Source organism: Moritella sp. F3 (assembly GCF_015082335.1).
Classification (GTDB): domain Bacteria; phylum Pseudomonadota; class Gammaproteobacteria; order Enterobacterales; family Moritellaceae; genus Moritella.
This window is the reverse complement of the sequence record NZ_BLRL01000004.1, coordinates 277,884-291,040: the sequence shown is the minus strand read 5'-3', so window position 1 is coordinate 291,040 and position 13,157 is coordinate 277,884. Positions and strand designations below refer to the sequence as shown.

General features: G+C 41.0%; 11 protein-coding genes. 7 read left to right on the top strand and 4 right to left on the bottom strand.

Annotated elements, in window-relative coordinates:
- Nucleotides 1-51 precede the first annotated feature (51 nt).
- The 4 genes from lon to tig all read right to left on the bottom strand — a co-directional run bounded on the left by lon (nucleotide 52) and on the right by tig (nucleotide 5,943).
- Nucleotides 52-2,403 carry an endopeptidase La gene (lon, locus tag JFU56_RS09825; RefSeq protein WP_198437111.1) on the bottom strand — a complete coding sequence of 784 codons (2,352 nt, stop codon included), beginning with the start codon at nucleotides 2,401-2,403 and terminating at the stop codon, nucleotides 52-54.
- A gap of 154 nt (nucleotides 2,404-2,557) precedes the next feature.
- Nucleotides 2,558-3,832, bottom strand: a complete 1,275-nt coding sequence (clpX, locus tag JFU56_RS09820; RefSeq protein WP_198437110.1) for an ATP-dependent protease ATP-binding subunit ClpX — start codon at nucleotides 3,830-3,832, stop codon at nucleotides 2,558-2,560.
- Nucleotides 3,833-3,914: 82 nt separating this feature from the next.
- Nucleotides 3,915-4,538, bottom strand: coding sequence for an ATP-dependent Clp endopeptidase proteolytic subunit ClpP (clpP, locus tag JFU56_RS09815; RefSeq protein ID WP_019440901.1), 624 nt, complete (start codon nucleotides 4,536-4,538; stop codon nucleotides 3,915-3,917).
- Nucleotides 4,539-4,632: 94 nt separating this feature from the next.
- Complete coding sequence (gene tig, locus JFU56_RS09810) at nucleotides 4,633-5,943, bottom strand: trigger factor (RefSeq protein ID WP_198437109.1); 1,311 nt, start codon at nucleotides 5,941-5,943, stop codon at nucleotides 4,633-4,635.
- A gap of 377 nt (nucleotides 5,944-6,320) precedes the next feature.
- Here tig and JFU56_RS09805 point away from each other — a divergent pair, with 377 nt between their 5' ends.
- The 7 genes from JFU56_RS09805 to JFU56_RS09775 all read left to right on the top strand — a co-directional run bounded on the left by JFU56_RS09805 (nucleotide 6,321) and on the right by JFU56_RS09775 (nucleotide 13,128).
- Complete coding sequence (locus JFU56_RS09805) at nucleotides 6,321-6,593, top strand: hypothetical protein (protein ID WP_198437108.1); 273 nt, start codon at nucleotides 6,321-6,323, stop codon at nucleotides 6,591-6,593.
- 231 nt (nucleotides 6,594-6,824) lie between these two features.
- Entirely contained in the window at nucleotides 6,825-7,922 is a 1,098-nt protein-coding gene (gene coxB, locus JFU56_RS09800; protein WP_242065938.1) for a cytochrome c oxidase subunit II, read from the top strand.
- A 61-nt stretch (nucleotides 7,923-7,983) separates the two neighbouring features.
- Nucleotides 7,984-9,567, top strand: a complete 1,584-nt coding sequence (gene ctaD, locus JFU56_RS09795) for a cytochrome c oxidase subunit I (protein WP_198437168.1) — start codon at nucleotides 7,984-7,986, stop codon at nucleotides 9,565-9,567.
- A complete protein-coding gene (locus JFU56_RS09790) occupies nucleotides 9,567-10,118 on the top strand; it encodes a cytochrome c oxidase assembly protein (RefSeq protein ID WP_198437106.1) in 552 nt (183 codons plus the stop codon). Before ctaD ends, JFU56_RS09790 begins: the two co-directional genes overlap by 1 nt.
- A 21-nt stretch (nucleotides 10,119-10,139) precedes the next feature.
- Complete coding sequence (locus JFU56_RS09785; protein WP_198437105.1) at nucleotides 10,140-11,036, top strand: cytochrome c oxidase subunit 3; 897 nt, start codon at nucleotides 10,140-10,142, stop codon at nucleotides 11,034-11,036.
- A 182-nt stretch (nucleotides 11,037-11,218) separates the two neighbouring features.
- Complete coding sequence (pyrC, locus tag JFU56_RS09780) at nucleotides 11,219-12,250, top strand: dihydroorotase (protein ID WP_198437104.1); 1,032 nt, start codon at nucleotides 11,219-11,221, stop codon at nucleotides 12,248-12,250.
- 152 nt (nucleotides 12,251-12,402) lie between these two features.
- Entirely contained in the window at nucleotides 12,403-13,128 is a 726-nt protein-coding gene (locus JFU56_RS09775) for an SURF1 family protein (RefSeq protein ID WP_198437103.1), read from the top strand.
- The last annotated feature ends 29 nt before the right edge of the window (nucleotides 13,129-13,157 follow it).

The following is a 13,157-nucleotide window of genomic DNA, read 5'->3' as shown; positions in this document are numbered from 1 at the left end:
AAAGTGACTATTCAAGTCTGAATAGACACTCTAACCTATAAAACCATTACACTATTTTGATACCACTTCGAAAGCATCCGGATGATTTTCTAGCGCAAGCACCAGAACTTCTTCAATCCAACGTACCGGATGGATCTCAAGATCACCTATCACGTTTGCTGGAATTTCTTCTAGGTCACGTTCATTTTCTTTCGGGATCAAGACACGCTTAATACCACCACGGTGTGCAGCAAGTAATTTCTCTTTCAAGCCACCGATAGGTAATACTTCACCTCGTAACGTGATTTCACCTGTCATTGCAACGTTTGCACGTACAGGGTTACCCGTTAAGCTTGATACAAGTGCAGTACACATAGCGACACCAGCACTTGGGCCATCTTTTGGTGTAGCGCCTTCAGGTACGTGTACATGAATATCACGTTTTTCGTAGAAGTCGTTATTAATGCGTAACTTTTCAGCACGAGCACGAACAACTGTCATCGCTGCCTGAATAGACTCTTGCATCACTTCACCTAATGAACCAGTGTAGTTAAGCTTGCCTTTACCAGGAACAGAGGTGGTTTCAATCGTCAGTAAATCACCGCCGACTTCAGTCCACGCTAGACCAGTTACTTGACCAATACGGCTTTCACTCTCAGTTTTACCGAAATCAAAGCGTTGTACGCCTAAATATTCAGATAAGTTATCTTCATTGATAACCACTGACTTAAGTGTTTTATTCAATAAGATCTGCTTAACTGCTTTACGGCATAACTTTGAAATTTCACGTTCAAGTGAACGCACGCCCGCTTCACGAGTGTAATAACGGATAATGCCCATTATTGCGCTATCTTCAATCGTAATTTCTTTCGCTTTTAAGCCATTTCGCTCAATTTGCTTGTCCAGCAAATGCTGTTTAGCAATATTCAGTTTTTCATCTTCGGTATAACCCGATAAACGAATCACTTCCATACGATCAAGTAATGGACCAGGAATATTCATTGAGTTTGATGTTGCAACAAACATCACGTCAGACAAATCATAATCAACTTCAAGATAATGATCGTTAAACGTTGTATTTTGTTCTGGGTCTAATACTTCCAGTAATGCCGATGCAGGATCACCACGCATATCCGATGCCATCTTATCAATTTCATCTAATAAGAATAATGGGTTGCGTACTTCAACTTTCGCCATTTTCTGGATAAGTTTACCCGGCATAGAACCGATATAAGTACGGCGATGACCACGGATTTCCGCTTCATCACGTACACCACCCAGTGCCATACGAACATACTTACGGCCTGTTGCTTTAGCAATCGATTGACCTAACGATGTTTTACCAACACCAGGAGGACCAACAAGACAAAGGATCGGACCTTTAAGCTTATTAACACGGCTTTGCACTGCGAGATATTCTAAAATACGTTCTTTTACTTTATCCAAACCAAAGTGGTCTGCATCAAGCACTTCTAACGCTTTACCAATGTCTTTTTTAACTTTTGAACGTTTCTTCCAAGGAACTGAAACCATCCAATCGATATAACTACGCACTACAGTTGCTTCTGCAGACATAGGAGACATCATTTTTAATTTATTTAACTCAGCAATGGTTTTAGCTTTTGGTTCAGCAGGCATTTGTGCTTGCTCAATTTTTTCAGCTAATTGTTCAAATTCATCAACACCATCTTCAGACTCACCAAGCTCTTTTTGAATCGCTTTCATTTGCTCATTCAAATAGTATTCGCGCTGGCTTTTTTCCATCTGTTTTTTAACACGTGTACGAATTTTCTTTTCAACGTGTAATAGGTCGATTTCAGATTCCATTTGTGCCATTAGGAACTCAAGACGCTCTGCAACGTTGCTTAGCTCTAACACCACTTGCTTGTCTTCTAATTTCAACGGCATATGTGCTGCCATTGTATCTGCAAGACGCGCAGCTTCGTCGATCGCCGTTACTGATGTTAATACTTCAGCAGGGATCTTTTTGTTTAGCTTGATGTAACCTTCAAACTGACCAATCGCAGATCGAATTAGTACTTCTTCTTCATCGTCAGAGACAGACTCAGAGATCATATATTCAATTTCAGCTTGGAAGTAATCATCGCCATCACTCAAGCTATTTAATTTAGCTCGCTGTGTGCCTTCGACTAATACTTTAACAGTACCATCAGGCAATTTTAACATTTGTAAAATATTAGCGACTGTACCCACGTTGTTTAGGTCTTCAACTTGGGGATCATCTTGAGCTGCATCTTTTTGTGCAACTAAAAATATTTGTTTATCTGTATCCATTGCGGCTTCAAGACAACGAATTGACTTTTCTCGGCCAATAAACAAAGGAATTACCATGTGGGGATAAACCACAACATCACGCAATGGTAATACAGGGATATTCACGCTTTCCGTACGCTCAAAACTCATCTTGTCCTCACTTATAAAACTGGACTAAGGGCTAATATTGAATATATAGGGGTTATTACTCAACAATCAATGCTAGGAGCTTAAATTATGAAAAATAATATAAAAAAAGGGGCATTGCGCCCCTTTTTAACAGTAAGTGTTTAAAAATCTAACACTAGTCTGCTGATACTGCTTTATTTTCAGTATTTTCATAAATCAAAATTGGTGCTGATTCTTCTTTAATTACAGATTCATCAATCACAACTTTGCTAATATCTTCAACTGAAGGAAGATCATACATAGTATCCAGTAAAACAGCTTCTACAATTGAACGTAAACCACGTGCTCCGGTATTTCGAGACATCGCTTTTTTCGCAATTGCAATCAGCGCATCTTCACGGAACTCCAGCTCAACACCTTCTAAATCGAATAGTGCTGAATACTGTTTAGTCAGTGCATTTTTCGGTTCTGTTAAGATCTGAATTAATGCATCTTCATCAAGTTCTGTTAATGTCGCAGTCACAGGTAGACGACCGATAAATTCAGGGATAAGACCGAATTTAACTAAATCTTGTGGCTCAACTTTTGCAAAAACTTGAGATAAAGTTGCTTTTTCAGCTTCACCTTTCACTTCTGCTGTAAAGCCAATACCACTGCCTACGTTCGTACGCATTTCAATCACTTTATCTAAGCCAGCAAACGCGCCGCCACAGATAAATAAGATCTTAGATGTATCTACTTGTAAAAACTCTTGTTGAGGATGCTTACGACCACCTTGTGGCGGTACTGAAGCAACAGTCCCTTCAATCAGTTTTAGCAATGCTTGCTGAACACCTTCACCCGATACGTCACGAGTAATAGATGGATTATCAGATTTACGTGAAATTTTATCAATTTCATCAATGTAGACAATACCTCGTTGGGCTTTTTCTACATCGTAATCGCATTTTTGCAATAGTTTCTGAATAATGTTTTCAACATCTTCACCAACATAACCAGCTTCAGTTAATGTTGTTGCATCAGCCATAGTAAAAGGTACATCAAGAATACGCGCTAACGTTTCAGCTAATAATGTTTTACCGCTACCAGTTGGACCGATTAATAAGATATTACTCTTACCTAGTTCTACACCGTTTGATGTATCGCCATTGCGTAAACGCTTATAATGATTGTATACCGCAACTGCTAATACTTTCTTAGCATGATCTTGGCCAATGACGTAATCATCTAATTTGCCACGAATTTGATGCGGTGTTGGTAACTCATCACCTTCACGTTTTGGTGCAATTTCTTTAATCTCTTCACGAATAATATCGTTACAAAGATCAACACATTCATCACAAATGTAGACAGATGGGCCAGCAATTAACTTACGTACTTCGTGTTGGCTTTTGCCACAAAAAGAACAATAAAGTAATTTACCGTTATCCCCATTTTTTGTTTCTGTCATTCGATAACCTCACATTACAGGTAGAAAATCTTATGCCTAATCTTAATTATGGCTAAAAGAGCCTCGACCTGTCAAAAATTACTTAATCACGTTTTGTTATTACTGTATCGATAAGACCATAATCCATCGCTTCAGCAGCCGTCATATAATTATCACGATCTGTATCAGCAGCAAGACGATCATACTCTTGACCAGTATGCGCAGCTAATATTTCATTCAATTTACGCTTAGTTTTAAGAATCTCATTGGCGTGAATTTCAATATCAGATGCTTGACCTTGATAACCACCTAACGGTTGGTGAATCATGATCTTAGCGTTAGGTAATGCGTGACGCTTACCTTTTTCGCCACCAGCAAGAAGGAATGCACCCATGCTCGCAGCCATACCCATACAAATTGTAGACACATTTGGTTTGATAAACTGCATGGTGTCATAAATTGACATACCCGCACTTACAGAACCGCCTGGTGAATTGATATAAAGGAAAATATCTTTATCTGGATTTTCTGATTCTAAGAAAAGTAGCTGTGCAACAACTAGATTAGCCATGTGGTCTTCAACCTGGCCAGTCAAAAAGATTACACGGTCTTTTAAAAGTCGAGAATAGATGTCATAAGAACGCTCGCCTTTAGCTGTTTGTTCAACAACCATAGGGACTAACGCGTTTGACGGAGACTCAGTGATATCATTAAAGAATTTTGACATATTATCATCCCTAAATAAAAATGGCCCAAGTGAAATACCCTCACTCGAGCCATTATAGCGCTTAATTACGTATTTTGTTCAATCGAATCAACAATTATGCGTTTTGAGTCGCTTTATTCATTAGTTCTTCAAACGCAACTTCTTTTTCTGTAACGTTTGCTTTTTCTAATACTAAATCAATAGCTTGGTCTTCAACAGCTACGTTACGAACGTTTTCTAGTGCTTGTTCGTTGTCTTTGTAGTGTGCGATAACTTCAGCTGGATCTTCGTATGCAGACGCCATAGATGCGATCATGTCTTGAACACGAGCGTCATCAGCAGTGATTTCGTTTACTTTGATGAATTCACCAAGTACTAGACCGATTTTAACACGACGGCTAGCTTGCTCTGTGAATAATTCATCAGGAAGTTCTGGTGCGTTTTGTGGTGCCATTTGGCCAAAACGTTGCATAGCTTGCTCACGTAATGTAACGATTTCTTGCTTAACTAGTGCAGCAGGAACGTCGATATCATTTGCTTCAACTAATGCGTCAAGCACTTTAGTTTTTGTGTCAGCTTTGATAGCTTGCTCAAGTTCACGGCTCATGTTTTTGCTGATTTCAGCTTTTAGAGACTCAAGAGTACCGTCTTCAACGCCGAATTTACCTACGAATTCTGCATTGATTTCTGGAAGTTCTTGCGCTTCAACAGCGTTTAGCGTGATAGCGAAGCTTGCAGTTTTACCTTTCAGGTTTTCTGCATGGTATTCTTCAGGGAAAGTTACTTCAACAGTGAACTCTTCGCCTGCAGATTTACCTACGATGCCTTCTTCGAAACCAGGGATCATACGACCTTGGCCCATAGCTAGTGTGAAGTCTTCAGCTTTGCCGCCTTCGAATTCAACACCATCGATGCTACCGTTGAAGTCAACTTTAACTTGGTCGTTAGCTTCAGCAGCGCGATCAGCAGTAACCCACTCAGCGTGTTGCTTACGTAAAGTTTCGATCATGCCATCAACATCTGTATCTGTTACTGAAGATACTGATTTTTCGATTGCGATTGCTTCGATACCAGCAACTTCGAATTCAGGGTAAACTTCAAGTGTTGCAGTAAAAGAGAAGTCTTCGCCTTCTTTAACAGCTGCAGGCTCAAGAGTTGGTGCGCCAGCAAGGTTTAATTTTTCAGCTACGATTGCTTCGTAGAAGTTACGTTGCATGATTTCGCCAGCAACTTCTTCTGCTACAGCAGCGCCAAAGCGTTTTTTGATTACTTTAGCTGGTACTTTACCTGGACGGAAACCGTCGATACGTTGAGTTTTTGCTAAACCACGTAAACGATTGTCGATTTCTTTGCTAACTGTTGCAGCTGGAACTGTGATAGTTAAACGGCGCTCTAGGCCTTGAGTCGTTTCTACAGAAACTTGCATTTAGATACCTCTAATGAATTTATTAACATTTCCAACTGGAAATTTAAGACGCGATATTATAGCTAGCAGCAAGAAAAAAATCGAGCATTGCCACTCTAAATAGCACTTTAATATTTTATTTGCTTATAATGTATGGATGAAAAGTTAAAATTCAAGAACAAAACTGACTTTTATGACGAAATAAGATGAAAAACTACAAATTTATAGTGTTATAACTTCACTTTGGTTAATTACTCACCATCACAAGAAAATCCCCAATCTCTTACTTTCACCGACAGTGAACAATATCTACGAGTCAGTATAAAATTAAAATGTACACTATAATCAATTTGACGTGAACCAGAACAACCTGCTTTAGATTGCTATTAGGAGTTTTCATGACCCTTGTCGAAATTGAACATGCATTTTTAGATTTTACCAATCAGCTCGAATCACTCAAAGAAAAATATCCCAATCCTGAGATGATGCAGCATATTGATAACTTGATGACCGATACCCAAATCATCAAACTAAAGGTGATGCGCTTAGACAGCGTAAAAGAACAGGACCAACAAGACTTGTCACAATCGGTTGCCTGCCACATCAAGAAATTACAGGAGCAGATATCAGCCCTAAAAAAATCTTTTGAAATCGTCACCTTCAACGCGTGAAACACGACAGATAAAGTCGTTTATCTTCATCATAAATAGCGCAATTAACATTTCTGTAACTATACTTCGGCAAATAACAGTGGATTGTTAAATGCTGACAGTTGTCGCAGAGAGCTAACACAATTCACTCATTATCTAATCTATATTTTGCGAGTCATTATGGATAATTTTGAGGGAGGTTATGTGCGCTTATCTAAACTAACGATAACATTAGTCGCATTTGTACTAGGGATGGGATCAACACCGCTATTTGCCCAGCAGTCAACACTGAATATGACCGAGGGCGTGACGGGGATCAGCAACACAGTTTATAACTTACACATGACCATTCTCTATATATGTATAGCGATTGCGGTCATTGTATTTGGCATTATGTTTTGGTCTTTATATCGTCACCGTAAATCCAAAGGTGCCGTGGCCGCCAAGTTTCATGAAAGCACCACGGTTGAAATTATTTGGACTGCGATCCCGATCGTCATTTTAATTGCAATGGCCGTGCCTTCCACACAAGCGTTAATCTTGATGGAAGATACCACAGAAGCAGATATCACCATTCAAATCACCGGCTCACAATGGAAATGGCATTATCGCTATTTCGATGATGACCTTGAGTTTTATAGCCGTTTAACCACCAGCCAAGCAGAGATTAATAATGAAGTAGTAAAACAGCCGCATTACCTCAAAGAGGTCGATAACCCGCTCGTATTACCCACCAATAAAAAAATCCGTTTCTTGATCACTGCTGATGATGTGATCCATTCCTGGTGGGTACCCGCCTTTGCGGTAAAGAAGGACGCCAACCCCGGTTTTATTAATGAAGCTTGGACCAAAATTGATACACCTGGAACCTACCGTGGCCAATGCGCTGAGTTATGCGGCAAAGATCATGGTTTCATGCCAATCGTGGTTACAGCGCTAGAACCTGCAGCATTTGATACTTGGCTAGCGCAAGCAAAAGTAACAGCCAAACAACAGTTACAAGCAGAACAAGAAAGTCTGACGCAAACGCTAGACATGCCTGCAATGATGATGCTCGGCAAAGAAGTCTATAACCGCACTTGCGCAGCTTGCCATCAAGCTGGAGGGCTAGGTATTCCAGGCGCATTCCCGGCACTTAAAAACAGCCCTATTGCACTTGGCGATGTGAATAAACACATCGATATTGTCCTGCACGGGGTATCCGGCACCGCAATGGCTGCCTTTGCCAAACAGTTAACTAAAAAAGAGCTCGCAGCAGTTATCACCTATGAACGTAATGCTTGGGAAAATAACACCGGTGACATTGTACAGCCAGCGCAAATTGACACTGCATTAAACAATAGCAACTAATCGGTAATTCAAGGGACTGCACATGAGCGATATACAATTAAAAGATAATGCAGAGCAAGTAATGAACTCTATTCCTGAAGCACTGCACGATGACGAACACCACGGTGCACCGAAAGGCTATAAACGTTGGTTATTTTCGACTAACCACAAAGACATTGGTAGCCTGTATCTGTGGTTTAGCTTAACCATGTTTTTTATTGGTGGCGCCATGGCAATGATCATTCGTGCCGAGTTATTCCAACCAGGCCTACAATTAGTTGAGCCTAACTTTTTCAACCAAATGACCACATCACACGGCTTAATCATGGTATTTGGTGCTGTGATGCCAGCCTTTGTCGGCCTGGCTAACTGGATGCTGCCCTTGATGATAGGTGCGCCGGACATGGCCCTGCCACGCATGAATAACTGGAGCTTTTGGATTTTACCGTTTGCCTTTTCATTATTGCTGTTATCACTATTTACAGAAGGTGGGGGCCCTAACTTTGGTTGGACCTTCTATCCACCGTTATCAACTAAGTACAGTCCCGACAGTACTGCAATGTTTGTATTCTCAGTACATTTAATGGGGATCAGTTCGATAATGGGCGCCATTAACGTCATCGTGACGATTTTAAATATGCGCGCACCGGGCATGACATTAATGAAAATGCCAATGTTCGTATGGACCTGGTTAATTACCGCATTCCTATTAATTGCTGTGATGCCGGTATTAGCGGGCGCGGTGACCATGATCTTGACCGATAAGTATTTTGGTACCAGTTTCTTTGATGCCGCTGGCGGTGGTGATCCCGTACTCTTTCAACATATATTCTGGTTCTTTGGTCACCCCGAAGTTTATATTATGATCTTGCCATCGTTTGGCATCATCTCCGCAATAATTCCAACCTTTGCTCGTAAGCAATTATTTGGTTATCACTCGATGGTATACGCCACTGCATCCATTGCTATTTTAAGTTTCACTGTGTGGGCGCATCACATGTTTACCGTCGGTTTACCGCTTGCCGCAGAACTATTCTTTATGTATTGCACCATGCTGATATCAGTGCCAACAGGGGTGAAAATATTTAACTGGGTTTCAACACTCTGGCGTGGGTCTATCACCTTTGAAGTGCCGATGTTATTTTCACTGGCGTTCATCGTCCTATTTACTATCGGTGGGTTTTCAGGATTAATGCTGGCGATCACCCCCGCTGACTTTCAATACCATGATACTTATTTTGTTGTGGCACATTTTCATTACGTACTGGTTACTGGCGCCGTGTTCTCGATTATGGCAGCGGCCTATTACTGGCTACCGAAATGGACAGGCTTTATGTTCAATGAAACACTGGGTAAATGGCATTTTTGGTGTTCACTTATCTCGGTCAACATCTTGTTTTTCCCAATGCATTTCTTAGGACTTGCCGGTATGCCACGCCGAATTCCTGACTACGCATTGCAATTTGCTGATATCAATAAAATAGTCAGTATTGGTGGTTTCCTATTTGGACTGTCTCAGTTGATTTTCGTTGCTGTGGTTATTATGGCGGTTCGTGGTGGTCAAAAAGCCCCAGCAAAACCATGGGAAGGTGCTGAAGGATTAGAATGGACAGTGCCCTCACCAGCGCCTTATCACACCTTTGATACACCGCCAGAGGTGAAATAATGACAGCGCCGAAAATAAAAAAACACTTACGACTGCTAATTTTTAGCGCCGTCGGTATGTTCGGTTTTGGTTTTGCCTTAGTACCACTCTATGATGTTTTTTGTGACATTACCGGACTAAACGGCAAAGATTTTAGCCGAGAGTCATCCGTACCGATGACAACTGTCGATGAGTCTCGCACTGTGAAAGTTGAGTTTGTCACCTATCTAAGCAAGCAGCTGCCTTGGAAATTTAAACCTGAGATTAACAGCATTGAGTTACATCCCGGTGAACGTTATCAAGTCAGCTTTGTCGCCACAAATCAAAGTGCTCAAGACACCTTTGGCCGCGCCGTCCCGTCGATTAGCCCAGGGTATGGCGCGCAGTACTTAGTTAAAACAGAGTGTTTTTGTTTCCAAGAACAAATGTTAGCGGCCAATGCAGAGGCGATGATGCCACTTATTTTTTATATCGACCCAAACATCCCTGCTGATATATCGACATTAACCCTCGCCTACACCTTGTTTAAAAACGAGCCAACAACTGATTTAGCAATGAGCCAACAAAAGTAGCGATGCGCTAGGAGCCTTGTAATGCAAGATAATAACGAATATGCCAAAGCACCCAAAAATTACTACGTACCAGCCAGTAGTATTTGGCCTTTAGTCGGGGCCATTGCACTGTTTATTATTGCTATTGGCGCAGCGACCACAGTACAACTCATCGGTAAGGAAGGTAGCAATACCGGCATCCCTATTTTATTTGTTGGTATCGCCATTTTATTATTCATGCTGATTAGTTGGTTTCGTAATGTCATCAACGAATCGATGAAAGGTCTCTACAATGAACAGCTCGACCGTTCATTTCGGATGGGCATGCTGTGGTTTATTTTTTCTGAAGTGATGTTTTTTGTGGCGTTATTCGGGGTATTATTTTATCTACGTAACTTGTCGATCCCTTGGCTTGGTGGTGAAGGTAATAATGCCATGACCCATGACGTAATTTGGTCTGAGTTTATCCCCACATGGCCACTAACAACAACGCCTGATGGTAGGGTAACCCAAGCAATGCCTTGGTATGGATTACCATTAATTAATACTGTCATTTTAATTAGTTCATCAGTAACACTACATTTCGCTCACCATAACCTGATCGCCAAACACCGCGCGAAACTAGTGACTTGGTTAGCGATTACTGTGACTCTTGGAGTTACTTTCTTATTTTTCCAAGCTGAAGAGTACATACACGCTTATCAAGCGCTATCATTACGCTTTGACTCCGGTGTCTATGGCAATACTTTTTATATACTCACAGGCTTTCATGGCATGCACGTTACCTTAGGCGTGATCATGTTAACCGTGATGTTATTACGGGTCATTAATGGCCATTTTACCCCAGGTAAACACTTTGCTTTTGAAGCATCAGCTTGGTACTGGCATTTTGTGGATGTCGTTTGGATTATTTTATTTATCTTTGTCTACATCGTTTAACCATTTATCAGTAAAGTGTTTCACTATCGCGACACAAATCACGTCATGACTTCGATACCAAATAAGCTAAAATTAACTATAGACTTACTTGGTATCGTCTTTTCGCATCAATTGATACTAGCTCTTTGACTTCACCAGCATTAATCTTTAGAATCTCCGGAAATTAGCGATGGAGAAATCAAATGGAAACTTTAACGATCACCCGCCCAGACGACTGGCACTTACACCTTCGAGATGGTGATGTTTTAAAACATACTGTTGCTGACATTAGTCGTTACATGGGCCGTGCTATCATTATGCCTAACCTAGTACCGCCAGTAACAAATGCTGAGATCGCCAAAGAATATCATCAACGTATTTTAGCTAACGTACCTGCGAATTCTTCATTTAGTCCATTAATGACTATCTACCTTACTGATCAAACAACGGCTGAAGATATCCACGCAGCAAAAGCAACGGGTATTGTTTATGCGGCAAAGCTTTATCCTGCTGGCGCAACAACAAATTCATCATCAGGCGTGACGTCAATTAAAAATGTTTACCCTGCACTACAAGCATTACAAGATGCAGGCATGCCATTGTTATTACATGGTGAAGTAACAGATGCAGACATCGACATTTTTGACCGTGAAAAAGTCTACTTAGATACAGTATTGAAGCCTGTTGTTGCTGATTTCCCCAATTTGAAAATTGTACTTGAGCACATCACCACTGCTGATGCTGTTGAGTTCGTGAATAACGCCAGTGATAATATTGCTGCAACAATCACAGCCCATCACTTACTGTTCAATCGTAACCACATGTTAGTTGGCGGCATTAAGCCACACTATTATTGCTTACCAATTTTGAAGCGTAATACCCATCAAGCGGCCTTGATCCAAGCGGCAACGAGCGGTAGCAATAAGTTCTTCCTTGGAACAGATTCAGCACCACACGCCGATGATAAGAAAGAGTCTGCTTGTGGTTGTGCAGGTGCTTACACATCGCATGCTGCAATTGAACTTTATGCTGAAGTATTTGAACAAGAAAATGCGCTTGATAAACTAGAAGCATTCGCCAGCTTCAATGGCCCTGATTTTTACAATTTACCACGCAACGCTGACACGATCACGTTAGAAAAGTCGGCATGGCTAGTACCAACAACGCTACCATTTGGTGACGCGAAGATGGTGCCAATCAGAACTGGCGAGACTATCGCTTGGCAAGTAAAATAACACCGCTTTAGTGATGTGTTGCTATCCCAGTACCCTGTACTGGGATATTACTCTGTAAGTTACTTATAAGTTTAATATTTCTACTGTTTTACTCCCTTTCTATTAAATCAACTCTATGCTTAATTGCACGCTACTATTGATCGAGAGTAGATATGCAAACACATGTTGATGCCATACCTAAAGCTAAGTCTAAGCCCAAATATAACCACCCTAAGCGTTTAATTGGGTTTGTGGTTTTTAGTCTATTTGCCGTCGGAATCTGTATTAAATTAGGACTATGGCAGCTTGCACGAGCGCAAGAAAAGCAAGCGCTATTGGATATTGAGCAAGTCACCATCACGACATTAAGCCAAGTGAAAGCAGATAACTTACATCATCAAGTATCATTACAAGGCTCTTTTGACAATCAACAGCCGATATTACTCGATAACCAGATCAATCATAAACGTATCGGTTACCACTTATATCTGCCTTTTCACAGCGATGAAAATACCATATTGGTTAATCTTGGATGGCTAGCCGCATCGCCATCACGGCAGGTACTGCCGGAGATCCCCAAATTCACAGGTCTCTATCATTTAAACGGCACATTAAGCGCCCCACAAGGCTCGCCTTGGTTACTCGGAGATAATATCAGTGCTAGTAAAGACAACGTATTGCTGGTGCAACGTACGGACATCTTACAACTGCAATCTTATTTAGATACCCCATTGAAACCACTATTATTGCAGCTGGAGCATAATTCCACGGTTGGCTTTAACAAAACGTGGCAAATCACCGTCATGCCACCAGCAAAACATATCGCTTATGCTGTGCAATGGTTTGCCTTAGCATTTGCATTAAGTCTATGCAGTGGTTACTGGATAAAAAAATACTAACTCTAACAAACGAACATAGTACGCAAGAT

Coding starts and splice junctions, on each gene's coding strand:
- lon (WP_198437111.1), bottom strand. CDS start 2,403: ATGAGTTTTGAGCGTACGGAAAGCGTGAATATCCCTGTATTACCATTG.
- clpX (WP_198437110.1), bottom strand. CDS start 3,832: ATGACAGAAACAAAAAATGGGGATAACGGTAAATTACTTTATTGTTCT.
- clpP (WP_019440901.1), bottom strand. CDS start 4,538: ATGTCAAAATTCTTTAATGATATCACTGAGTCTCCGTCAAACGCGTTA.
- tig (WP_198437109.1), bottom strand. CDS start 5,943: ATGCAAGTTTCTGTAGAAACGACTCAAGGCCTAGAGCGCCGTTTAACT.
- JFU56_RS09805 (WP_198437108.1), top strand. CDS start 6,321: ATGACCCTTGTCGAAATTGAACATGCATTTTTAGATTTTACCAATCAG.
- coxB (WP_242065938.1), top strand. CDS start 6,825: ATGGGATCAACACCGCTATTTGCCCAGCAGTCAACACTGAATATGACC.
- ctaD (WP_198437168.1), top strand. CDS start 7,984: ATGAACTCTATTCCTGAAGCACTGCACGATGACGAACACCACGGTGCA.
- JFU56_RS09790 (WP_198437106.1), top strand. CDS start 9,567: ATGACAGCGCCGAAAATAAAAAAACACTTACGACTGCTAATTTTTAGC.
- JFU56_RS09785 (WP_198437105.1), top strand. CDS start 10,140: ATGCAAGATAATAACGAATATGCCAAAGCACCCAAAAATTACTACGTA.
- pyrC (WP_198437104.1), top strand. CDS start 11,219: ATGGAAACTTTAACGATCACCCGCCCAGACGACTGGCACTTACACCTT.
- JFU56_RS09775 (WP_198437103.1), top strand. CDS start 12,403: ATGCAAACACATGTTGATGCCATACCTAAAGCTAAGTCTAAGCCCAAA.